The sequence below is a fragment of the Micromonospora sp. CPCC 205539 genome (genome assembly GCF_036906815.1).
In the GTDB taxonomy this organism is placed as follows: domain Bacteria; phylum Actinomycetota; class Actinomycetes; order Mycobacteriales; family Micromonosporaceae; genus Micromonospora.
In genome coordinates this window covers 134502-158113 of record NZ_JBAKHW010000006.1, presented here as the reverse complement: position 1 = coordinate 158113, position 23612 = coordinate 134502, and the positions used below count along the sequence as shown (strand labels likewise).

The following is a 23612-nucleotide window of genomic DNA, read 5'->3' as shown; positions in this document are numbered from 1 at the left end:
CTCAACGACCGCCCCCGCATGACCCTGGGCTGGGCCACCCCAGGTGAGAAGATGACCCAACTCCTCGGTGTTGCAACCACCGGTTGAGCCCGCCGTCCTGACGGAAACTGTCCAAGATTCACGGGGCCACCTGCGCGGGCGCCGAGGCTACGCCTCGCTACCTCTGCTGCTCTGTCGATCCGCGACGGGCTTGGTGCGGGTTCGCGCACCTTCGACGACAACACCGATGCTTCAGTGCGGGGATCAGTGCAGCGAAGGGCTTGTGGTGGCGGGCGGTGATCTCGCGTCGTGCGGCACCACAACTCGATGAACGTCGGAGTGAGGTCCGCGCGAGAGCGGGTAGGGCGCAGGCAGCCGGCAGGGGAGGGCCCTCTGCTCGCAAGGTGCTGGCGCCCGGTCGGGCCCGCGGTCGGGTCGACGTTGCGGAACTCTTCCGGAAAATCCACCTCGGTAAATGTTCCGCTACGAGCCGGGCGACGGATCCAGCGCTGATGGCGTGAGTGTGCATGCCACTCGGGAGGTAGCGGCCTTCCGGAAAATCTCGTCTTGACAATCGAAGATTTTCGATTGAAGCTGACAACGTCACGCGAGCCGCGGTCAGGGTCGGGCGAAGGGCAGTCCTCGATCTACTCCCCTTCCATGCGCCACTCTGCGGAGGAATCGCGATCAATGAGACCGAACACCAGACTGCTTGCTGTCGCCATGGCGATCGGGACGCTGGCTGCCGCCGCGTTGACGGTCGCCGCGCCAGCGTCGGCGGCAACGCTGACGCAGGTGACCGGCTTCGGCACCAACCCCACCAATCTTCGGATGCACCTGTACGTCCCCGACCAGGTGGCGTCCCGGCCGGCAATCCTGCTCGCCCTGCACTACTGCACCGGGTCGGGCCCGGCCTACCACTCCGGCACGCAGTACGCGTCCCTCGCGGACCGGTACGGGTTCATCGTGATCTACCCGTCGGTGACCCGCAGCAGCCTGTGCTGGGACGTGTCCTCACCGCAGGCGTTGCGTCGCGGCGGAGGCAGCGACCCGGTCGGACTCATGGCGATGGTCGACTACGTACGGCAGCGGTACGCCGCCGACCCGGACCGCATCTTCGCCACCGGCACCTCGTCGGGGGCCATGATGACCAACGTCATGCTGGGCCTGTACCCGGACGTGTTCACGGCGGGCGCGTCGTTCGCCGGTGTGCCGTTCGCGTGCTTCGCCACCGGGGGCTCCTCGGAATGGAACAGCGAGTGCGCGAACGGCCAACTCATCAGGACCGCGCAGCAGTGGGGTGACCTGGTCCGGGAGGCCTACCCCGGCTACGCGGGCCGGCGGCCACGGATGCAGGTGTGGCACGGCACCAACGACGAGACACTGCGCTATCCGAACTTCGGCGAGCAGGTCAAGCAGTGGACCAACGTGCATGGGCTGTCTCAGACCCCGACCTATACCGACTCGCCGCAGTCCGGTTACACCCGCACGCGGTACGGCGGCAACGGTGGCACGGCCCCGGTCGAGGCGATCAGCATGCAGGGCGTGTCGCACAACCTGCCGGTCGACGCCGCGCAGGTGATCCGCTTCTTCGGCCTGGAGAGCGCCACGCCGCCGCCGACCACGCCGCCCCCGACCACGCCACCCCCGACCACACCACCCCCGACCTCGGGTGCCTGCCGGATCGGGTACGCGGTCAACGCCTGGAACACCGGGCTGACCGCGAGCATCACCATCACCAACACCGGCACCGCCGCGGTGAACGGCTGGGCGCTGACCTTCACGCTGCCCACCGGCCAGCGCATCAGCAACGGGTGGAACGCGCAGTACGCCCCGACCAGCGGCGCGGTGACCGCTCGCAACGTCTCCTACAACGCCACCATCGCACCGAACGCGTCGGTCGACATCGGCTTCCAGGCCACCCACGGGGGTGCCGCCGGCAAGCCCTCCTCGTTCGCTCTGAACGGCGCCCCCTGCTCGGTCGCGTGAACCCCCGACACCCCGAAACCACCCCCAGAACTGGAGCTGCACGATGAGAAACGCGACATGGAAGGCGGCATCCAGAGCCGCCCTCGCGCTGACCGGGGCGGGCGCACTCGCCGCCGGCATGGCGATGGTCCTGGTGGCCCCGGCCGCGGCCGGCACCACGCTCGGCGCGTCCGCCGCCGAGAAGGGTCGCTACTTCGGCGCGGCGGTGGCCGCCTACAAGCTGAGCGACAGCGCCTACACCACGATCCTGAACCGTGAGTTCAACTCGGTGACGCCCGAGAACGAGATGAAGATCGACGCCACCGAGCCGCAGCAGGGCCAGTTCAGCTACGGCCAGGCCGACCAGATCGTCAACCACGCGCGCAGCCGCGGGATGAGTGTGCGCGGCCACACGCTGGCCTGGCACTCCCAGCAGCCCGGCTGGATGCAGAACATGAGCGGCAGCGCGCTGCGCCAGGCGATGCTCAACCACGTCACCCAGGTGGCGACCCATTTCCGGGGCCAGGTCGTGGCATGGGACGTGGTGAACGAGGCGTTCGCCGACGGTAGCTCCGGTGCCCGCCGCGACTCCAACCTGCAACGAACCGGCAACGACTGGATCGAGGCGGCGTTCCGGGCCGCCCGCGCCGCCGACTCCGGCGCGAAGCTCTGCTACAACGACTACAACACCGACAACTGGTCGCATGCCAAGACCCAGGCCGTGTACGCCATGGTGCGCGACTTCAAGCAGCGCGGCGTGCCGATCGACTGCGTCGGCTTCCAGTCGCACTTCAACAGCGGCTCGCCGTACCCGAGCAACTACCGCACCACGCTGTCCAGCTTCGCGGCGCTCGGCGTCGACGTGCAGATCACCGAGCTGGACATCGAGGGCGCGTCGGCGGCCACGTACCGCAGTGTGGTCGAGGACTGCCTCGCCGTTGCGCGATGCAACGGTGTGACGGTGTGGGGCATCCGGGACAGCGACTCGTGGCGGGCCTCGCAGACGCCGCTGCTGTTCACCAGCGGTGGTGCCAAGAAGCCGGCGTACGACGCGGTCCTCGCCGCACTCAACAACGGCACGACCCCCACCGACCCGCCCACCACGCCGCCGCCCACCACGCCGCCCCCCGGCCCGGGTGGCTGCACGGCGGCGGTCGCGGTGAACCAGTGGACGGGTGGCTTCGTGGCGACGGTGAAGGTGACCGCCGGCTCGTCGGCCATCACCTCCTGGACGGTCACGCTCACGTTGCCGTTGGGCTCGACGGTCACCAACGCCTGGAACGCCAACCGCAGCGGTGACACCGGCACGACGAACTGGACGAACGTGGCCTACAACGGTCGGGTCGGCGCCGGCCAGTCCACCGAGTTCGGGTTCCAGGCCAACGGCACGGCCGGCGGCCTGACCCCGACCTGCGCGGCGGGCTGAGTCACGCCGGCTGGTGGGGAGCGTGGCTGCGAACCCTCCCCACCAGCCGGCTCGGCCCGGCCCCGCTGACCGTCAACCCAGACTGATCCGGACCGGCTCGTCGGCCGGTCCACTGGGCAGGCGCACGGTGACTCGGCCGTCGGCGGCGGCCACCGTGCCTCGGCTCGTGCTGACCGGTCGGCCGGTGGCCAGCACCACCACGTCGTCGCCCTGCGTGGGGCGTACCACCAACGAGTCGCCGTCGGTGGAGATCAGCTCGCAGGTCGTCTCCACCAGCGTCGCGTCGCCGACCCGGAGCCCGTACGGCAGGATCAAGCCGGTTCGGGCGGGTACCCGGAGCGCTCGGCCATCGAGTACCGGGGTGCCGTGCCAGCTCAGCGTTACCGTCACCGCCGACGGTGCCACGTTGACCAGGTGCAGCAGCCGCTGCCCGGCCCGGTCGACGGTCGAGGTCAGCACCAGGCCGGGGCCGTCCGTCTGCGGGTCGAGTCGGGGGCGTACGCCCAGTCGTTGCAGGGCGTCGCGCCAGAATGCGAGGTCGCACGGGACGTCGGCGGCGACCACCACGGCCCGGCCGGCGCCGTACGCGATCTCCACGGCACACGGGTCCCCGGAGCCGACCTCGGTGAGGATCGGTTGGGCGTTCGCGCCGGCGAGGCGCTGGGCGTAACCGACCCGCACCTCGGGGCGGGCGGCCGCCCACCCGTGCCCGACGACCGACGGGAAGTAGTGCGGCCCGCCCTCCACCCGTCCGGTGACGCTCAGCCCCAGCGCGTCGGCGAGCAGCGTGCAGGGCGTGCCGTCGTGGTCGCGGTCCGGCAGCACCCCGTGCAGCAGCAGCCCGCCGCCGCCGTGCAGATGGTCGACGAGCCGTTGCTGGACGTCCCGCCCCAGCGTCGTGGCGCTGGCCAGGGCGATCACCCTGCTGGTGGGGCCGGCCGACTGGAGATCCAGGGCCGGGAACGAGTAGCCGGCCAGCAGCAGCGCCCGAGCCAGCACGTCGCGTGGCCCCATGCCCCGGAACCGTTCCAGGTCGGCGACCTGCTCGGCGCGCGACGACGAGGCCGGGTGGTGGTACTCGGTGAGGTAGTGGTCCGGGACGAAACCGAGCGCCAGACCGTCGTTCTCCTCGTCGGAGTCGGCGAGCAGGTCGGCGACGCCGCGGACCGCGTGCAGCGCCCGCTTGGCCGCGTCGAACGTCGGGTTGAGCCGCCCCTCCGGTCCGACCGGTGCGGCGAAGCCGTGCCGTTCACCGGTGAAGGCGATCCGGTCGTTGCCGTCGCCCACCGGCTCGGCCAGCGGCGGGTTCTGGCCGCCGGCGAAGAGGTAGAGGTTGAGCAGCCGATTGCCCTGCGCCACGCAGAGCCGGGTCTTCAGCTCGACCGCCTCCGGCGGGTACAGCGTCGACAGGTCCTCGCCGTAGTCGCCGTTGCCCGCCTCGAACTCCAGCGAGGTCAGGGGTTGGTCGGCGTCGTGCACGGCGGCCAGGAACGCATTGCTCACGTACAGGTCCGCGACGTTGGTGACCGTGAGGTCGCCCAGGTAGTAGTCCGAGCCGGAGGTCACCTGTGGCAGGCCGCGGTAGGACTCGAAGAGCTGACTGATGCCGATCGGGAACGTCCGGCCGCGACCACCGCCGGTGCCGTGCACGTTGATCAGGAACGGCACTCCGCGTATCCCGTGCCGTTCGGCGCTGGCGCGCAGCTCGGCCACGTAGCGGCGGTACCGGTCGCGCATGTAGCGGCCCAGGTCGTCGTGCAGGGCCAGGGACCGCGCTTCGGCCGGGGTGCGCAGCGCCGCCGCCCAGGCCGCTGGGTCGCCCGCGTCGGCCCCGATCCGCTCGGCGGCGGCATCCTTGCCGTACCGGTCGATGGCCCACCGGCGCAGGTCCTCGCAGAGCAGGTCGGTGAGGTCGGGGGAGTTGGTCACCCAGGAGAGCATGCCGATCTCGTTGTCCAGCTGCACCGCGATCACCGGGCCACCGCGGCCGGCCAGCCGCTCGGCGATCACCGGCATGACCTCGGCGTACCAGCTGTCGGCGGCGGCGAGGAACTCCGGGGCGAGGTAGTCGATGGTGCGGGTCCCGATCGGTGCGCCGTCCCAGGTGGACGGCAGCAGGTGCGGGTGCTCGTCGTACACCCGGTAGGGAATGCCCTCGTTCTTGACCTCGGCCATAATGAACGGCCCGGGGCGGACCACCGCGTGCAGGCCACGCTCGTGGGCCAGGTCCAGGAAGCCGGCCAGGTCCCGCTGCTCATGGGTACGCCCCGTGAGGTCCACCGTGCCGTCCGGCAGCTCGTGCCAGAGCCAGGGGACGTACGTGGCCACCGTGTCGGCGCCGCACTCGCGTAGCCGGTCGAGGCGGTTGGCCCAGTCGGCCCTGGCCAACCGGAAGTAGTGCACCTCTCCGGCGAGCAGCAGTCGGGGGCGACCGTCGATGACGATCCGGCGGTTCTGGAGTAACACTTCGGACATAAGACCTGTCTCATCCTCTCGGCGGGCATCTCGGGCGGTCCTCTTGTGATCTACCACGAGCCTGCTTATGGTGCCTGAAACCGGTTTCTGTTAACCGCACGTTACGGATCGAGGGGGCCATGGGCAACAGTCGGATCACGGTTCGGGAGATCGCCCGCCTGGCCGGTGTGTCCGTCGCCACGGTCTCCCGGGTCTCCAACGGCACCGGCCAGGTCTCGGCGGAGCTGCGGCAACGGGTCCTCGACGCGATCGAGCTGCACGGCTATCGCCCCGACCACCTGGGCCGGGCACTCGCCGCCCGCCGGCACGGCGCGCTCGGTCTGGTCTTCCCGGGCCTGTCCGGCCCCTACTTCAGCGAACTCATCCAGGGCTTCGAGTCCGAGGCGGTGCCCGCCCGAGCCAGCGTGCACATCCTCTGCACCCACCTGCGGGAGGACTCCGACGCCCAGGTGTTGGAGATGGCCCGGCGCGTCGACGGCATCGCCGTCATGGGCGGCACCATCTCCGATTCGGCGCTGCTCCGGCTCGGCGAACTGGTCCCGGTGGTCGTCCTGGCCGGTCCCGGACGTGCCGCGGTGCCCTCGGTCGGCGTGGACAACGCCGCGGCCATGCGTCGGCTGACCGGGCACCTGCTCACGGAACACGGCCTCCGTGACCTGGCCTTCGTGGGTACCCCCGAGGGGTCACCCGACGTCAGCCAACGGTGGTCCGGCTTCCTCGCCGCCCACCGGGAGCTGGGGCTCACCCGGCCCAGCGACCCGGTCCGGGTCAGCATGCAACAGCCCGACGGGGTGCTCGCCGCCGATCGGTTGCTGCGTGACCGTCGGCCCCCGGGCGCCATCGTCTGCGCCAACGACGAGATCGCCCTCGGCGCCCTGGTCGGTGCCCTCGGCCGTGGCCTGCGAGTGCCACAGGACCTGGTCATCACCGGATTCGACGACGCGCCCATGGCCGCGCTCGTCTCCCCTCCACTCACCACCGTGCGCCAGCCGGTGCGGGAGCTGGCGGCCGAGGCCGCACGGCTGATCCTGCACGCCGCTGGCGACCCCGGCGCCCCCGCGCCGGACAGCATCGTCCTCCCCACCGAGCTTGTCGTGCGCCGCAGTTGTGGCTGCCCGACGGCCACCACCCCTGGAGGTACCGGCAAGTGAAGAGATCCAAGCTCGCCCGGACGGCCGCACTCGTGGCGGCGTTGGCACTGACGGTAACCGGTTGCACCGGTACCGAGTCGGCCTCCGGCCCGGGCACCGAGGGCCGCATCGCCTACCTCGACTACGGCGACTTCGGCGGCGGCAGCAGCCCGCAGGCGAACTACAACCCGTATCTGGACGCCACCCGTCTCGGTGCCACCGAGTACGTCTTCGAGCAGTTGGTCGCCTACGACAGCTACGGCTGCCAGGCCAAGCCCTGGCTCGCCACTCAGTGGACGTGGACGGACCCGCAGACGCTGGTCTGGAAGCTGCGCGACGGGGTGACGTGGAACGACGGCAAGCCGTTCACCGCCGAGGACGTCACCTTCACCTACGACATGCTCAAGCAGCACAAGGCGCTGGACGTCAAGGGGATCTGGCGGTATCTCAGCGCGGTCGAGACCACCGACCCGAAGACCGTCACGATGCGGTTCACCCAGCCGGGCGCGGCGGCGTTCACGCTGTTCGGCGAAATCAAGATCGTGCCGAAGCACATCTGGTCCACCGTGGCCGATCCAGTGACCTACACGAACGCCGAGAAGCCGGTCGGCACCGGGCCGTTCACCGTCAAGGCCTTCAACCCGCAGCAGCTCACCCTCGGCCGCAACGCCACCTACTGGCAGGCTGACAAGGTCAAGGTCGACGAGCTGCGGTTCCACAAGGCCGACGGCGGCGGCCAGATCGACCAGCTCAAGCTCAGCCGCGGCGAGTACGACACGAACGCCATGTTCGTCCCGGACATCAAGAAGGCGTACGTCGACCGGGACCCGGCGAACAACAAGTACTGGTACCCGTCCGGCGGATCGATCAGCGTCTACCTGAATCTCACCAAGGCCCCCTTCAACGACACCGCCTTCCGCAAGGCCCTGGTACCCGCGTTCAACCGGCAGGAGATCGTCGACAAGGCGCAACTCGGCTACGTCAAGCCGGCCAGCCAGACCGGCCTGGTGGTACCGGGACAGGCCCAGTGGCTACCCAAGGACCTGCCCAACCAGGGCGTCGTCGGCTACGACCCGGCCAAGGCCGACGCCGACCTGACCGCCGCCGGCTACCCGAAGAACGGCGACGGCAAGCGCGTCGGCAAGGACGGCAAGCCGATCGCCTTCAGCTTCCGGGTCCCCGGCTCCTGGACCGACTGGGTGCAGGCGCAACGGATCATCGTCGCCAACCTCAACGCGCTCGGCTTCACCGTCCGGGCCGAGACGCCGACCCCCGAGGCGTACGAGAACGACCGGGCAATCGGCAACTACGACGCCGTGCTCGGCGTACACGGCGGATCCTGCAACATGTTCCGCAACTTCCAGGAGCCGCTGGCCAGTGACCAGTCCGCGCCGATCGGCAAGAAGGCCGTAAGCAACTTCGTGCGCTGGAACGACCCGCACACCGACCAGTTGATCGCCACCCTGCGCACCGCCACCGACGAGACGGCGCAGAAGGCCGCCGTCGCGGACCTGACCAAGGTGATGGTGGACCAGGTGCCGGTGATTCCGCTCTGGTACGGGGCGAAGTGGTTCCAGTACCGCACCGCGAAGGCGACCGGCTGGCCGAGCGAGCAGGACCCGTACGCCGGGCCCAGCGACAACCTGCTCATCGTCACGCACCTGCAGCCCGCTGGGACCCCCGCCAAGTAGCCGCTGGCCGGCCGGCGTGCCCGCGCGCGCCGGCCGACCCGTCCCCCGGAAGGGAGGGCCCCGGTGGCCTACGTCGCCAGACGCTTCCTGTTCTTCATCGGCACCCTGTGGGCCGCCGTCACACTCAACTTCCTGATTCCCCGGCTGCAACCCGGCGACCCGGCCGAGGCGATCGTGTCGCGGCTGGCCGGGCAGAGCGAGAGCATCGACCCGGCCCAGCTGCAAGCCATCCGGATCATGCTCGGCACCCCCGACGGCAACCTCTTCGAGCAGTACCTGCAGTACCTCGGCGCGGTCGTGCACGGCGACTTCGGGGTGTCGTACACCTACTTCCCCTACAGCGTCACCCACATGATCGGGCAGGCGCTGCCATGGACGGTGATCCTGGTCGGGGTCACCCAGATCATCTCGTTCATCGTCGGTACGCTGCTGGGCACCTGGGCCGCGTACCGGCGCAACAGCCGGGTCGACTCGTTCATCACCCTCGGCTCGACGTTCCTCGGCACGCTGCCCTTCTTCTGGCTCGCCCTGCTGCTCATCTACGTCTTCGCGATCACCCTGCGCTGGTTCCCCGAGCGCGGCGGCTACGGCGGCGGCAGCAGTCCCGGTTGGAGCTGGATCTTCATCTCCGACGCGTTCCAGCACAGCGTGCTGCCCGCGGTCGCGCTGCTGATCACCGGCCCGATCGGCTGGATCATCGGAATGCGCAACAACATGGTGCAGAGCCTCGGCGAGGACCACGCCCGGCTCGCCGTGGCCCGCGGTCTGCCTCGACGGCGCATCGCGCTCACCTACGGCGCGCGGATCGCGATCCTGCCCAACGTCACCGGCTTCGCCATCGCGCTGGGTAGCGTCCTCGGCGGCACCGTGCTCGTCGAGACGGTCTTCAACTACCCGGGCATGGGCCGACTGCTGCTGGAGTCGGTGTCCAGCCGGGACTATCCGCTGATGCAGGCGATCTTCCTGTTCACCACGGTCGGCGTGCTGGTGGCGAACTTCCTCGCGGACCTGCTCTACGGGTTCCTCGACCCCCGGGTCCGAAAGGCGGAGACGGTATGACCGAGTGGACCGAGGAGCTGTCATGAGCACACCCGCACCCGCCGTACCGGCGCCGGGCGCCGACACCGAGGGCGTGCAGGCCGCCGCTGTCGAGCTGGCACGGCGCAGTCGGCTGCCCGGCTGGTTCGTCATCCTGTGGCGCAACCACAAGTGCCGCACCGGGCTGCTGATGTTGGGCGCCTTCGTGCTGGTCGCGCTGCTCGCCCCGCTGATCGCGCCGTACGATCCGCGCGGCGACGACTTTCCGACCTCGCTCGGCCCGACCGGCGCGCACTGGCTCGGCACCACGGCGCAGGGCGAGGACGTCTTCTCGCAACTGGTCGCCGGTGCCCGTACCTCGTTGATCGTCGGGCTGGCCGCGGGGCTGCTCTCCACCCTGATCGGGCTGGTCATCGGGCTGACCGCGGGCTACGTGGGGGGCTGGGTCGACGAGGTGCTCTCGTTCCTGATCAATCTCGGCCTGGTGGTGCCGGCGTTGCCGCTGATGGTGACGCTGGCCGCGTACGCGCCGGTCCGTGGCCTGTGGCTGATCATCGCGGTGATCAGCGTGACCGGCTGGGCGTACGGCGCCCGGATCAAGCGGTCGCAGATCATCACGCTGCGTACCCGGGACTACATCACTGCCGCCCGGTTCGCCGGGGATGGCACCGCCCGGATCATCGCCCGGGAGATCGTGCCCAACATGACCTCGCTGATCGTGGTCGGCTTCATGGGCGCGGCACTCGGCGCGATCGGTGGCGAGGCGGGCCTGGCCTTCCTCGGGCTCGGCGATCCCCAGACGGTCAGCTGGGGCACCATGCTCAACCAGGCCAGCCTCGGCGGGGCCCTGCTCACCGGGCAGTGGGCCTGGCTGATCGCCCCCGGCCTGGCGCTGTCGCTGCTGATCACCTCGTTCACTCTGATCAATTTCGGTATCGACGCGCTGAGCAACCCCCACCTTCGGGAGGATTGAGATGGCCCTGCTCCAGGTGGAGAACCTCTCCGTCACCTACACACCACGCGACCTGCCGGCCAACCGCGCCGTGCACGACGTGTCGTTCGACATCGGCGAGGGTGAGTTCGTCGGCCTGCTGGGCGAGTCCGGCTGCGGCAAGTCGACGCTGGGCAACGCCATCCTGCGGCTGCTCTCACCACCCGCCAGGATCAGCGGCGGCCGGGTCACTTTCGACGGCGTCGATGTGACCAGCGCCAGCGAGGACGAGCTTCGTGGCCTGCGCTGGACGGACCTGTCCACGGTCTTCCAGAGCAGTATGAACTCGCTCAACCCGGTGATCCGGGTGCAGGCGCAGTTCGCCGACACCTTTGCCGCTCACAAGATTCCCGGCGACGTCACCGCGCGGGCGACCGAGCTGCTCGAGCTCGTCTCGCTGGAACCGCACGTGCTCAAGGCGTACCCGCACGAACTGTCCGGCGGTATGAAGCAACGCGTGGCGTTGGCCCTCGCGCTGGCCCTGCGCCCCAAACTGGTGGTGCTGGACGAGCCGACCACCGGGCTGGACGTGGTCGTGCAGCGCAGCATCCTCACCCGGCTGGCCGAGCTGCGCCGCGAGCTGGGCTTCGCGGTGCTGTTCATCAGCCACGACCTAGGCACGGTGCTGGAGATGGCCGACCGGGTAATGGTGATGTACGGCGGCGAGATCGTCGAGAACCGGTCGGCGGCCAGCATGCTGGCCGAGCCGCGGCACCCCTACAGTCGGGGCCTGCTCGGCTCGTACGCCGACCCGCGCCTGCCCGACGTGCAGGTCACCTACATCCCGGGCCGGCCTCCGGACCTGTCCCAGCCCCAGCCCGGCTGCCTGTTCGCCCCACGGTGCCCCCATGCCGAGGACGCCTGCCGGCAGGTCCATCCCGAGTTGCTGCCCGAGCACGGCGGGCTGGTCCGCTGCCTGGTGGCCCAGGAGGACCGCCTGCCGGTGGTGCGGCTCGGCGCGGCGGACGCCGCCGCCACGATCGGCAGCCATTTCCCGGCCACCGGCACCCTCACCGAGTCGGCCGGCACCCCCGACGCGGCCGTCCTCTCCGTCGACGGGGTCAGCAAGCGTTACACCAGCCGGCGTGGGCTGCGCACCAGCACGGTCGAGGCGGTTCGGGACGTGTCGTTCACCCTGCATCCGGGGCGGGTCACCGCCCTGGTCGGGCAGAGCGGCAGCGGCAAGTCGACGATCGCCCGCCTGATCACCGGCGTCGAGCGGCCCAGCACGGGGGAGGTGCGCTTCGACGGCGACAGCGGCCCGACGGTGCGGGTGGACCGGCTGCGCGGCCGGGCCCTGGTCAACTACCGCCGGCACGTGCAGATGGTCTTCCAGGACCCGTTCAGTGCGCTCAACCCGACCCGGACCGTGGCGTACGCCCTGTCCCGCCCGCTGGTCAACTTCGCCGGGTTGCGCGGTGCCGCGATCCGGGAACGTGCGGCGCAACTGCTGGAGAGCGTGGGGCTGGCACCGGCTGGGCAGTTCCTCGACAAGCTGCCGCATCAGCTCTCCGGTGGGCAGCGTCAGCGGGTGGTGACCGCCCGGGCACTCGCCCCCGATCCGCAGGTGCTCATCGCCGACGAGCCGATCTCGATGCTGGACGTGTCGATCCGCGCCGAGATCCTGGAGCTGCTCGGCGAGCTGGTCCGCAACCGGCGGCTCGCGATGCTCTACATCACCCATGACCTGCTCAGCGCCCGGCTGCTCGCCGACGAGGTGCTGGTGCTCAACCAGGGGGTGCTGGTGGAGCGTGGCCCGACCCGGGAGGTGATCGGGGCGGCGCAGGACGACTACACGAAGCTGCTGCTCGAATCGATTCCCAACCCCTTCGCTCCGGCGGCGCGCCCGTAGCGGTGCGCCGGCGGCGCGGGCCCGGTCAGCGCAGCCAGGCCGCCGACCGGGCGGGGAGCGTCGCGGTGTCCACCCGGGCGCTGGCGAGCAGCACCTGGCTGCCGTACGGTCGCCAGTCGGTTGGGGTGTCACCCAGGTTGACCAGGCAGCTCGGGCCGTCGGCGCCGCGTCGGAAGGCGAGGCAGTCGGCGGGAGCGTCCAACCAGGACACCTGCGCCGGCCGGCCTCGCCAGCACGACTCGCGCAGCCGCAGCGCCGCCCGGGTCAGCGCCAGCGCCGAGGCCGGGTCGTCGGCCTGCCGGGCCACCGAGAGGTCACCCCAGCTGACCGGCTGCGGCAGCCACGGCGTGGACCCGGCCGGCCCGAAGCCGTACGGAGAGGGCTGCTCGGACCAGGGCAGCGGCACCCGTGCGCCGTCGCGCCCCCGGTCGGTCCCGCCGGAGCGGCGGAACACCGGATCGCGGATCTCGTCGTCGGCCAGCGCCACCTCGGGCAGACCCAGCTCGTCACCGGCGTAGAGGTACACGGCGCCGGGCAGCGCGAGCATCAGCAGCAGCACGGCGCGGGCACCGTCATCGCCCCACCGCTGTACGGCCCGACTCACGTCGTGACTGCCGTACACCCAGGCCGGCAGGCGGCCGTGGCGGGTGGTGGCGGTGAGCAACGCGTTCACCCCGGCCCGCCAGGGTTCCGGCCGGAGTGGCCAGTAGAGCGGGTCCATCGCGAAGGCCTGTCCCAGCTCGTCCGGGCGCAGGTACGGCTCGATCACCCCGGGCCCGCCCCAGGTCTCCGCCACGCCGAGCCGGTCACCCGGGTACGCGGCGAGCTGCCGCGCCCACCGACGGTAGATCTCGTGCACCTCCTCGCGGTCGCTGTACGGCGCTGGGTCACCGGGCCGCCAACCCGCTGGCAGTTCCGGATAGGCCGGATCCTTGGTCAGCGAACCGGCGGCGTCGAAGCGCACACCGTCGACGCCGCGATCGAGCCAGAACCGCAGCGTGGCCTCCGCGTCCTCGGCCACCTCGGGATGCTCGTGGCGCAGATCGGGCTGCTCGGTGTCGAACAGGTGCAGGTACCACTCGCCGTCGCCGAACGGCGCCCACGCGGAGCCGCCGAAGATGGAGGGCCAGCCGTTCGGTGGCAACTCCCCGGCCACACCTCGACCGGGCCGGATGTGGAACCGGTCGCGCTCCGGCGAGCCGGGGCCGGCCGTCCGGGCCGCGACGAACCACGGGTGGGCGCTGGAGACGTGGTTGAGCACCAGGTCGACCACCACCCGCAGGCCGAGGCGGTGTGCGTCGGCGATCAACCCGTCCAGCTCGGCGAGGCTGCCCAGGCGCTCGTCGACGGCGCGGTGGTCGGACACGTCGTACCCGGCGTCGTGGTCCGGGCTCGGATAGAACGGGGTCAGCCAGACCGCGTCGACGCCGAGACCGGCCAGGTAGGGCAACCGGGACCGCGCCCCGGCCAGGTCGCCGAGGCCGTCCCCGTCGGCGTCGGCGAAGGAGCGCAGGTAGACCTCGTAGGTGACGGCCTCCCGCCACCATGGTCCGGTGTCGGTCATCGCGGGGTCAGCTCCAGCAGGGAGATCGATGGCATGGGCAGGTTCACCGGCAGCTCGACGCGGTGACGATCCGGTGTGAGCGTCACCGGCGGGGTAGCGTCGGCGAGCCGGTCGGCGGCCCGCAGGGCCGTCCACTGCTCGTCGGTCGGCCACCCGTCGACACCGAGTCGGCGAGCGGTGGCGGCGAGGTTGGAGGTTTCCTCGTCGAGCCGCCGATGCCGCAGCTCGTACGCGCGGTGCGTCAGTCCGTCGACGCGCAGCCGGACGGACCGGTGCAGCCGGTCGCACTGGTCGGTCCGGTCGAGCACGCCCTGGTCCAGGGTGCCGTTCCAGAGCACCACCGCGACCCGGCCGGTGTGCGGGTCGGCCGACGGCCAGGCCTGGACCAGGGTGTTGGCGCCGTCCCCTTCGAGCCGGGCGGCGAGCTGCACCGGGGCCAACTGCTCCAGCATCCACAGCGCCCAGAACCGGGGTTTCGCCAAGCCACCCACCGAGAGCAGCCCGAATCCGCCGTGCAGCAGCGCGGGCGGCCGACCCAGCTCCTCGAAGTGGTCGCTGGCCACCCAGCAGGCGAGCGCCGCCACTCGGCCGCTGGCCTCCCGCATCCCGGTGACCACGAAGGCCGCCGAGAGCACCGAGTCGTTGACCGGCGCGAAGTGGGTGGGGGAGGGGCCCCACTCGGTCCAGAGCAGCGGCGTGCCGGCCCGACCGTGTCGAGCCAGCGTCGGGCGCAGGTCCAGCGGAGGGCTGCCGTAGACGTGCGTCGAGAGGAAGTCCAGCGGGGTGTCCGAGGCGTCGACGTGGTCGAGGAACGGCTCGACCCACTTCGTCGCGGCGGTCGCCGGACCGCCGACGGGAAGTCCGGGGCACGCCGCCCGTACGGCGCGGGCGGTCACGTCGTACATCCGCAGGTAGTCGTCCCGGCTGCCGCTCCAGAAGCAGTCCAGGTCGGGTTCGTTCCACACCTCGACCGCCCAGCGACGCAGCTCGGCGTCGCCGACCCGGTGCCGCAGGTGCCGGATCAGGTCCCCGACCAGGGCCGCCCACCGGTTCCAGTCGCGGGGTGGGCTGGACACACCCGCGTCGGTCACCACTCGCGACGGGTCGCGGGCCAGCGCCCGAGGGGTGAACGACAGCTCCAGCACCGGCCGCAGACCGGTCGGGGCCAACGCGTCGAGGACCGCGTCGATCCCGGTGAAGTCGTGCACCGGCTGGCCGTCGACCTCGCGGTAGACGCCGAGGTCGTCGCCGAGGATGCCGTGTGCCCGGACCCGCTCGACGCCCAGCTCACGATGTACCCGGGCGAGCGCGGCGGCGAGCCCGCGACCCATCTCCTCGCCGCCGACCCGGTCGGTGCTGAGCAGCAGACTCAGGTGCTCGGAGCCGATCATGTCCCGCCACGGCCGGTGCACCGGCCCGAGTGGGCGGGCGGCGTCGACGGTCACCTCGACCACGCCGTCGCCGTCGGCCAGGGCCGCGACCGGCGGGGACGGCGGCCCGAGAGGACAAGCGTCGGGTCGGTCCGCGTCGAGCACCGGACGGATCGCGTACCGCACGGTCCGTCCGGGCTCGACGGTCGTGTCCCCGTACGGCGGGCCGGGCACCGCCAACAGGTCACCGCCGCGATGGTCGACCACCCGGTACGGGCCGTCGCCGTCGGCCCGGTGCACGAGGTAGCCGACGGCACCGGGCACCTGGTCCCAGTCGACGCTCACCTGACCGCGACCGGCCCGGACCCGAGGGCCGCCCGGGACGTCGTTGGTCGACCACGCGGCGGGGGAGGTCACCGCTCAGCTCCCGGTGACCTCGACCAGCACCGCGCCCGGCTGAGGTAGGTGCAGGTCCACCACGGCAGCCCCGCCCCTGACCCGGATGTCGACCTTCTCGGTCACCAGCGTGTCGGCGGCGCGCAGCGCGTCCCACTGCTGCTCCGCGGGCCAGTCGGTCACGCCGAGCCGAGCGGCCAGCGTGGTGACGTCGCCGTGCTCGCGGTCGAGCCGGGTCACCGTCACCGCTCGTCCGGCGGCACCCTCGACGGCGAGGCGGACCTGTCGGGCCAGCGCCGGGTCACCGTCGCGCTTGGACTGGTCGAGCGTGGAGGCCCAGACCAGGATGGCGAGGCTGCCGTCGGCACGGCGGCTGGCCCAGCTCTGCACCAACCCGTCCGCGCCATCTCCGGACGCCTGGACGCTCAGCTCGGTCTCGCCGAGTTCGGCGAGCATCCGCAGGGCGTGGTAGCGGGGCTTGGCGATGCCGCCCACGGTGATCAGACCGAAGCCGCCGTGCAGCAGTCGCGGCGGGCGGCCCAGCTCCTCGAAGTGGTCGCTGGCCACCCAGTAGGAGAGCGCGTCGACCCGGCCGGCGGCTGAGCGCATGCCGCTGAGCAGGAAGGTCGCCGCCGAGGTGCCGTCGTTGACCGGGTGGAAGTGGGTGGGCGTGACGCCCCACTCGGTCCACAGGATCCGCGCGTCCGGGAAACCCAGCCGATGCAGGGTGGGGCGCAGGTCCAGCGGCGGGCTGCCGTAGGTGTGCGTGGAGACGAAATCGACCGGTGCGCCCGAGCGGGTGGCGTGCTCCAGCAGCGCGTCCACCCAACCGGCGGCGGCCGACGACGGTCCACCGACGGCGATGCGCGGGTCGACGTCCTTGACCGCCTTGGCGGTGACGTCGTAGAGCCGCATCCACTCGTCGCGGGTGCCGGACCAGAACACCTCCAGGTTCGCCTCGTTCCAGACCTCGAAGTCCCAGCTCAGCACCGTCTCGCCGTACCGCTCCAGCAGGTGCGCGACGAACGCCTGGACCAGGTCGGCCCAGCGCTGCCAGTCCTTGGGCGGGGAGATGTGACCGCGGTACTGGAAGACCGTCTTCTCCGGGTCGCTGGCCAGGTCGTGGGGCAGGAAGCCGATCTCGACGACCGGTCGCAGGCCGATGGAGAGAAGCAGGTCGTAGACCCGGTCGACTCCGGTGAAGTCGAGCACCGGCTCGCCGTCGACCTCGCGGTACACGGCCAGGTCATCGTGGAAGATCGCGTGCGCGCGAACCGACTCCACTCCGACCTCGTCCCGGATGCGGCGCAACGCGGCGAACAGCTCGCTGCCGATCTCCCGGCCGCCGGAGGTGTCCGTGCAGAGCAGTTGGGACAGCCGCTCGCTGCCGATCATCGGCTGCCAGGGGCGGGGCAGGGCCACGCCCTCGTCGGCGGCGTCGACTCGCAGCGCGACGGTCGGGGCGGCGTCGCCCGCCGGCAGCGCGGCGGCGTGGACCGGGGCGCTGAGCGGGCCGGTCACGGTGACCTCGGGTACGGCGGCCACCGCGTACGCGTAGGACTGGCCGGCCTCGCCGGTGGTGTCGACGTACCAGGTGTCGGGCACGGAGAGGACGTCGCCGCCGAGGTGGTCGATCGGGGTGAGCTCGCCGGTGGGCACGCCGTCGCGCAGCGGTGCGCGATGCGCCAGGTAGCCGACGGCGCCGGAGACCGGTGCCCAGCGCAGGTGGACGTGACCGACGCCAACGGTGGCCACCAGGTCGCCGGGCGGGGTGAGGTGTGGGGTCGCGTTCGTTGTGCCCTGCTCGTCGCTGCGCAGCGCGATGCGGGCCTCCCAGTCGGATCGGGCGTCTGCCGGCTGGCGGTCGCTTGCGCTCGTCACCGGGTGCCTCCAGGTGTGTCGTTGGTCGTCCGGGTCCGGAGCACTGTAACCGGTTTCTGCGATGGTTGCGCCCGGGGAGCCGCGACTTTTCACGTATTGGGTGCGGCCGTCACACGTCGACGTCCCGCCCGAAGCTGCGGCCAGACCGCCCCGAGCCTCGCCCGCGGACGTGGTGGGCTACCCGCTCGTTGTTAGCCGGCCTGGTGAAGACCGGCCCTGGGACGACGGCCGGTCGTCGTGGGGTCCGATGTGCTGCTCGCCGGGCAGCCGCAGCTGGCCCGGACGACCACCTCGGTCGGCAGCACCAGGGCCGACCCGCTGCCGTCGGCGTTCTCGGTGGCCAGGTGCAGCAGCAGTCGCGCGGTCTGCGCGGCCAGCTCGCGGACCGGCTGTCGCACGGTCGTCAACGCGGGCGTGACGAGGGCCGCCATGGGGACGTCGTCGAAGCCGGTGATCACGAGATCCTTCGGCACCCGGAGCCCGTGACCGGACGCGCCGACGAGCACACCGAGGGCGGTCTCGTCGTTGGCGCACACGATGCCCTGGGGGAGAATGCTCCGGCGCAGCACCTGCTCGGCGGCGAAGACCCCGTCGGGCTGCTGTAGACCGACCCGGATCGGGGCGCGCGGGAGTGGCAGGCCCAGTTGTCGGTGTGCCTCCCGGAAACCCGCCCACCGCTCGCTCACGTCGGGCGACCCGCTCGGGTTGCCAACGAAGTCGAGCCGCCGCAGGGCGTGGTCCACCAGCAGGTGTCGGGTCAGGGCGGTCATCGAGGCGGCGTTGTCGACCCGTACGGACGACACTCCGGGTGGGCCCTCACCGGCCAGGACCACGACCGGGAGCATCCCGGCCAACTCCTGCAGAGTCTCCTCGGAGAGGGTGCCACCCAGCACCGCCAGACCGTCCACCCGGTGCGCCATCTCGATCACCTCGGTGTCGGAGTCGGCGCGCAGATGGGTGCAGAGGATGTGCACGCTGGCCCGGGAATTGACCGCCTCGGACTCGAAGCCCTGGATCAGTTCCGAGAAGTACGGGCCGGACAGGCCCGGAAAGACCAACCCCACGGCGCTGTGGCGACGGGCGGCCAGCGCCTGGCCGACGTGGTGCGGTCGGTAACCGTGCTCCTCGATGGCCTCCAGCACCCGACGCCGGGTCTCCTCGGACACCTGACCCGTGCCGTTGGAGACCCGGGAGACCGTCGCGACGGACACGCCGGCCAGGCGGGCGATCTCCCGGGCCGTCAGTCGACCGTTGCCCATGCTCGTCGATCCACTCCTGTCATCGGCGGATACCGGTTACCGCAGCACTATATGGAGGTGGGTCGAAGGCCACAATCGGGCCGGCGGGTCGGTCGTGTCGGCGAATGCCCTGGTCAGTCGCCGGAGAACCCCCAGAAGTAGATCTCCTCGGGTTGGCCCTGGGTGTCGTGCAGGACCGCGCAGCGACCGAGCCAACTCCGCTCGGCCAGGCTATCGATCGCATCCACATGCTCGCGGGTGAGCCGCTCGGTCCCCGCGTGGCGCAGCGCCTCGGTGGCGGTCACCGGTTGGACAGTGCCGAAGGCGGGTTGCTCACCCTCGGACAGCACCCGGTGGACGTCGAGGATGGAGTGCGTGCCGGTCTCCTGCGCCAACTCGTCACCGAAGAGTTCCTCCATCGTGGTGGGACGGTCGTCGCAGTCCCGAGCCGAGTTGGGAATCGGACCGTGCGCCCACCAGTACCTGCCCTCGGTGAACATCTCCTCTCGCAGGGCGTCCAACGCCGCGTCCAGATCTGGTTGGTACGCGACGAAGTAGCCCCAGCCGGATGCGCCCACGATTGCCTCTTCCTCCCACGCTCGAACAGTGCCGGGACCGTAGCGGGGACCACCGACGTTCTCGTCGAGCCTCAGGCGGAGGGGGCGGCGCGGGCGTCGAGGAAGCGGCGCTCGGCCGCGTTGCCGGCGAGCGTGGCGGCTCGCCGGTAGGCCGCCGCGGCCTCCTCGGCACGGCCGAGGCGGTGGAGCAGGTCGGCGCGTACCGCATGGAACACGTGGTGGCGGTCGAGGCCGGTCAGGGCGTCGACCAGCATCAGCGCGGCGGCCGGGCCGTCCACTTCGGCGAGCGCGACCGCGCGGTGCAGCGCGACGACCGGACCGGGCGTCAACGCCGTCAGGTGGTCGTACAGCGCGAGGATCTGCGGCCAGTCGGTGGCCGCGGCGGTCGGGGCGTCGCTGTGTACGGCGTTGACGGCCGCCTGCAACTGGTACGGGCCGGGCTGGTCGCGGCGCAGGCACCGCCTGAGCAACTCCTGGCCCTCGGCGATCAGCCTGGGATTCCAGAGCGTGCGGTCCTGATCGGGGAGGCGCACGAGATCGCCTCCCGGACCGGTGCGCGCCGGTCGCCGCGCCTCGATGAGCAGCATCAGCGCGAGCAGGCCGAGCACCTCCGGCTCGTCGGGCATCAGCTCCGCGAGCAGGCGGCCGAGCCGGATCGCCTCGGCGCTCAGGTCGTCGCGGACGAGGTCGTCGCCGGAACTCGCGGTGTAGCCCTCGTTGAAGATGAGGTAGATGACGGCGAGGACGGCACGGAGACGATTCGGCAGGTCGGCGTCCCGAGGAACCCGGTACGGGATGCCGGCGTCGCGGATCTTGCCTTTGGCGCGGACGAGCCGTTGGGCCAGGGTCGACTCGGGTACGAGGAACGCGCGGGCGATCTCGGCGGTGGTGAGCCCACCGAGCAGCCGGAGTGTGAGCGCGACGCGGGCGGCGGGCGCGAGCGCCGGATGGCAGCAGGTGAAGATCAGACGGAGCCGGTCATCGCGCACGGGGCCCTCCTGCCCGGGATCGGGTGCGTCGTCCGGCGCGTGCACCACCAGCGCCTCGGCCTGCCGATCGGCCCGGATCGACTCACGGCGCAGGCGGTCGATCGCCCGGTTCCGGGCGGTCGTGATGATCCACCCGGCCGGGCTGGGTGGCACCCCGTCGACCGGCCAGCGCTGCACAGCTGTGGCGAACGCGTCCTGGACCGCGTCCTCCGCGACGTCGATGTCGCCGAAGACGCGGACCAGGACGGCGACAGCGCGGCCGTACTCCTGGTGAAAGACCGCCTCGACGGCGTCGCTCATGCGACGGGCCGCACCTCGACCGGCAGCGTCAACGCGCGGGCCAGCTTGGCGCCCCACACCAGGGCGGCGTCCAGGTCGGGCGCGTTGACGACGGTGAAGCCGCCGATGTGCTCCTTGCCCTCGGTGAACGGGCCGTCGGTGAGCAGGTCCTCGCCGTCGCGGGCCCGCACGACCGTCGCGGTGCTGGCCGGATGGAGGCCGACCGAGAACACCCAGGCACCAGCCGCCCGCATCTCCTCGTTCACCGCGTCGAGGTCAGCCATGATCGGGGCGAGGACCTCGGGCGGCGGGGGGTCGCCGTCCGGCTGGTAGATGCTGAGCAGGTACTGCCTCATGGCCACAGGCTCCTATCCGGCGGTCGGACGGTAGGTCGCGATGATCACTCCGGTCGTCGTGGGCACGACGTCGACCAGCTCCAGAGTGCCGTACGCGCCGTCGGGGAACAGTTTCGTCCCGGTGCCGAGCGTGAGCGGATGGATCGACAGGGTGTAGACGTCGACCAGCCCGGCCCCGGCGAGCGACTGCACCAACCGCCCGCTGCCGAGCACGACCAGGTCGCCCTCGACCTGGCGCTTGAGCGCGGCCACGGCCTCCGTCGCGTCGCCGCCGAGCAGGGACGAGTTCTCCCAGGGCAGGGGCTCGGTCAGGGTACGCGAGGCGACGTATTTGCGTTTCCGGTTGAGGACCTCGGTGTACGGGTTGCCATCGGTCTGCTTCGACCAGAAGCCGTGGAACTGCTCGTAGGTGCGCCGGCCGAAGAGCATCGCGCCGTCCGCGCCCATACCCTTGCCCATCGTCTCGGCCATGACGTGATCGGCGTACGGGTGGGCCCAGCCGCCGTGCGGAAAGTCGCGCCGCGTGTCCTCGTCGGCCCCGCCCGGCGCCTGCATCACACCGTCGAGGGTCACGTTCTCCACCACAACGAGCTTGCCCATCACGTACTCCTCGCGTAGCGGGCCAGCCCATCGCCGGCCCGTCACCACCTACACGAACGAGCCGTCCCCGGATCGACAACGCGTGCGAACGGAAGCAGCGCTCACGAGACAAACCGGCCGATTTCAGGGTGGAGCGAGTCCCAGCCGGTCACGTCGAGCGCGGTTGCGCTCAGGCGGGGGTGTCGTCCTCGGTTGGGCGAGGCTGGCGGTACTTCTTGATCCATGCCTCGATGTCCGCGGCCAACCAGATTTTGGTCCCACGTAGCTCTTGGTACGGCTTCGGGAAGGTCGGGTACCGCGCGAGTTGCTGGAACCGCTGCCGCGAGACGCCCAGGCGCTCTGCGATCTCATACGGGCCCATGAGTTGCCCCGGCCCTCGGTCCATGAACCGAAGGTAGGGCGACGGGCTCTTTCCTTTCGGATATTGTCAGTTGACTAATGCTTCTGAGCGCGGCATTGTGGCGGTGTGCCGCGATTCGTGCGATACGAGGAGTACCTAATCGCTGTCGCTCTCACCCTTGCCCGCAGGCATAAGCCCGTGTGGTCGTGGGTCAAGTGGCGCAACGTCTGCTGGTGCGGGAACGAGCTGCCCTGCCGAGCGAGGCATCGCATCCCGATCAGCCGGGGGCACTGGCCGGGTGAGGGCCGATGACGAAGCACAAACCTGTACTGCCCTTGTGGCTGTGCGAGGAGTGCGCGCGTCCCTGGCCCTGTGCTACGCGTCGCGTGGAGTTGCTGGGGGAGCGCGACCGAGTGCGGCTCGCCCACTACATGAGCCTCTGCCTGATCTCCGCTCGTCAGGACATGAGCTGGGCTCCCGCCGATGTGCTCCGACGTAGGTTCATCGGGTGGCTGCCGTGACCATGCCCAAGTCCGGTGAGCTGCTTTACGTGAGCGGGGTGGCCAGCGTGCAGTTCATCCGTCCGATCTTCTTCCGCGTAATCCGCGTGCTCGACTGGATCACGTACAACGGGTGGATCTGGCTGGAGGGGGTACCAGCTCGATGCCAAGGGCGACGCGGTGGCGCGACGGTCGATCTTCGTCATGACGGCCGGCCTGCGTTCCGCCCCGGCTTCGGTCCCGTCCGCGCCACAACGTGGGGCAGCTCCCGGGTACGCAGGCAGCGGACTTCGGCCTCGTCGTGGGAGCCACCTCCGGATCGACGACGCGTTGCAGCGCAAGCAGCGCTCACGAGGCACCCCCGCAGATTTCAGGGTGTGATGTCTTGGCTCATCCCGGACATAAGCCTGGTAGGGGGTGCTGTGGCCGTGATTGAGGACCAGTTCACCGAGTTGTACGAGCGTCATCACGCTGACGTGTGGCGCTACGTAGCTCGGCGGGTTGTCGGCTCCGACGTCGCTGATGTCGTTGCCGAGGTCTTCCTGGTCGCGTGGCGCCGCCTGGCCGACGTTCCGTCCGGGACGGCGTTGCCGTGGCTGTACGGGGTGGCCCGGCTAGTGCTGGCCAACGAGGCGAGGGGCCGCCGACGCTGGCATGAGTTGACGTTGCGGGTCGCCGCCGAGCCGGATCAGTCCGTGGTGGGGGATCACGCGGATGCCGTGATCGGTCAGCGCGACGTGGCGGTGGCGTTCGGGCAGGCGTCCGATGCGGATCAGGAAATTCTGCGGTTAGTGGCCTGGGAGCGACTCAGCGCTGCCGAGGCGGCGCTCGTGCTCGGATGCTCACGGGCGACATTCGCGATGCGGCTGATGCGGGCCCGCCGCCGGCTTCGGGCACGACTTGGTCCGGTTGGTGACGGCGCGAGCCAGACGCCGGGGGCGGCGCCGTCGATGTCGAATCGGGGTGCGTGA

Annotated in this window: 17 protein-coding genes and 1 pseudogene; 9 read left to right on the top strand and 9 right to left on the bottom strand. The window is 70.9% G+C overall.

The annotated features are described in order from the left end of the window. Positions 1 to 669 precede the first annotated feature (669 nt). Both V6V47_RS08105 and V6V47_RS08100 read left to right on the top strand, forming a co-directional pair. A complete protein-coding gene (locus V6V47_RS08105) occupies positions 670 to 1968 on the top strand; it encodes an extracellular catalytic domain type 1 short-chain-length polyhydroxyalkanoate depolymerase (protein ID WP_442934203.1) in 1299 nt (432 codons plus the stop codon). Positions 1969 to 2011: 43 nt separating this feature from the next. Beyond that, positions 2012 to 3373, top strand: coding sequence for an endo-1,4-beta-xylanase (locus V6V47_RS08100; protein WP_334627447.1), 1362 nt, complete (start codon positions 2012 to 2014; stop codon positions 3371 to 3373). Positions 3374 to 3445: 72 nt separating this feature from the next. On the opposite strand, the gene V6V47_RS08095 is transcribed toward V6V47_RS08100, so the two are convergent. Next, positions 3446 to 5848, bottom strand: coding sequence for a beta-galactosidase (locus tag V6V47_RS08095; protein WP_334627446.1), 2403 nt, complete (start codon positions 5846 to 5848; stop codon positions 3446 to 3448). Positions 5849 to 5967: 119 nt separating this feature from the next. Here V6V47_RS08095 and V6V47_RS08090 point away from each other — a divergent pair, with 119 nt between their 5' ends. The 5 genes from V6V47_RS08090 (at position 5968) to V6V47_RS08070 (ending at position 12550) form a co-directional block, all read left to right on the top strand. Next, positions 5968 to 6999, top strand: a complete 1032-nt coding sequence (locus tag V6V47_RS08090; protein ID WP_334627445.1) for a LacI family DNA-binding transcriptional regulator — start codon at positions 5968 to 5970, stop codon at positions 6997 to 6999. Next, positions 6996 to 8669, top strand: coding sequence for an ABC transporter substrate-binding protein (locus V6V47_RS08085; RefSeq protein WP_334627444.1), 1674 nt, complete (start codon positions 6996 to 6998; stop codon positions 8667 to 8669). Before V6V47_RS08090 ends, V6V47_RS08085 begins: the two co-directional genes overlap by 4 nt. 63 nt (positions 8670 to 8732) lie before the next feature. Further along, a complete protein-coding gene (locus tag V6V47_RS08080) occupies positions 8733 to 9728 on the top strand; it encodes an ABC transporter permease (protein ID WP_334627443.1) in 996 nt (331 codons plus the stop codon). Positions 9729 to 9750: 22 nt separating this feature from the next. Beyond that, complete coding sequence (locus V6V47_RS08075) at positions 9751 to 10680, top strand: ABC transporter permease (RefSeq protein WP_334627442.1); 930 nt, start codon at positions 9751 to 9753, stop codon at positions 10678 to 10680. Between the two features lies 1 nt (position 10681). Beyond that, the gene (locus tag V6V47_RS08070) at positions 10682 to 12550 is read left to right on the top strand and encodes an ABC transporter ATP-binding protein (protein WP_334627441.1); all 1869 of its coding nucleotides are present in this window, start codon (positions 10682 to 10684) and stop codon (positions 12548 to 12550) included. 25 nt (positions 12551 to 12575) lie between these two features. On the opposite strand, the gene V6V47_RS08065 is transcribed toward V6V47_RS08070, so the two are convergent. From V6V47_RS08065 to V6V47_RS08030, 8 genes are all read right to left on the bottom strand, one after another. Then, entirely contained in the window at positions 12576 to 14114 is a 1539-nt protein-coding gene (locus V6V47_RS08065) for an alpha-amylase family glycosyl hydrolase (protein WP_334627440.1), read from the bottom strand. Then, a complete protein-coding gene (locus V6V47_RS08060) occupies positions 14111 to 15901 on the bottom strand; it encodes a GH39 family glycosyl hydrolase (protein WP_334627439.1) in 1791 nt (596 codons plus the stop codon). Before V6V47_RS08060 ends, V6V47_RS08065 begins: the two co-directional genes overlap by 4 nt. A gap of 3 nt (positions 15902 to 15904) precedes the next feature. Next, on the bottom strand, positions 15905 to 17761 hold the full coding sequence (locus V6V47_RS08055) for a GH39 family glycosyl hydrolase (RefSeq protein WP_334627438.1): 1857 nt from the start codon (positions 17759 to 17761) through the stop codon (positions 15905 to 15907). A gap of 191 nt (positions 17762 to 17952) precedes the next feature. Next, complete coding sequence (locus V6V47_RS08050; protein WP_334627437.1) at positions 17953 to 19020, bottom strand: LacI family DNA-binding transcriptional regulator; 1068 nt, start codon at positions 19018 to 19020, stop codon at positions 17953 to 17955. 113 nt (positions 19021 to 19133) lie between these two features. Further along, a complete protein-coding gene (locus tag V6V47_RS08045) occupies positions 19134 to 19577 on the bottom strand; it encodes a hypothetical protein (protein ID WP_334627436.1) in 444 nt (147 codons plus the stop codon). A 71-nt stretch (positions 19578 to 19648) separates the two neighbouring features. Then, positions 19649 to 20866, bottom strand: coding sequence for an RNA polymerase sigma factor (locus V6V47_RS08040; protein ID WP_334627435.1), 1218 nt, complete (start codon positions 20864 to 20866; stop codon positions 19649 to 19651). After that, positions 20863 to 21201: a YciI family protein gene (locus V6V47_RS08035; protein WP_334627434.1), complete on the bottom strand. Its 339-nt coding sequence runs from the start codon at positions 21199 to 21201 to the stop codon at positions 20863 to 20865. Before V6V47_RS08035 ends, V6V47_RS08040 begins: the two co-directional genes overlap by 4 nt. Before the next feature lie 12 nt (positions 21202 to 21213). After that, positions 21214 to 21801 (bottom strand): dihydrofolate reductase family protein, encoded by a 588-nt coding sequence (locus V6V47_RS08030; RefSeq protein WP_334627433.1) that lies wholly within the window; start codon positions 21799 to 21801, stop codon positions 21214 to 21216. Between the two features lie 863 nt (positions 21802 to 22664). On the opposite strand from V6V47_RS08030, the pseudogene V6V47_RS08025 reads away from it, so the two are divergent. Next, positions 22665 to 23022 (top strand): annotated as a pseudogene (locus V6V47_RS08025) (hypothetical protein). Positions 23023 to 23069: 47 nt separating this feature from the next. Next, positions 23070 to 23612, top strand: a complete 543-nt coding sequence (locus V6V47_RS08020) for an RNA polymerase sigma factor (protein WP_334627432.1) — start codon at positions 23070 to 23072, stop codon at positions 23610 to 23612.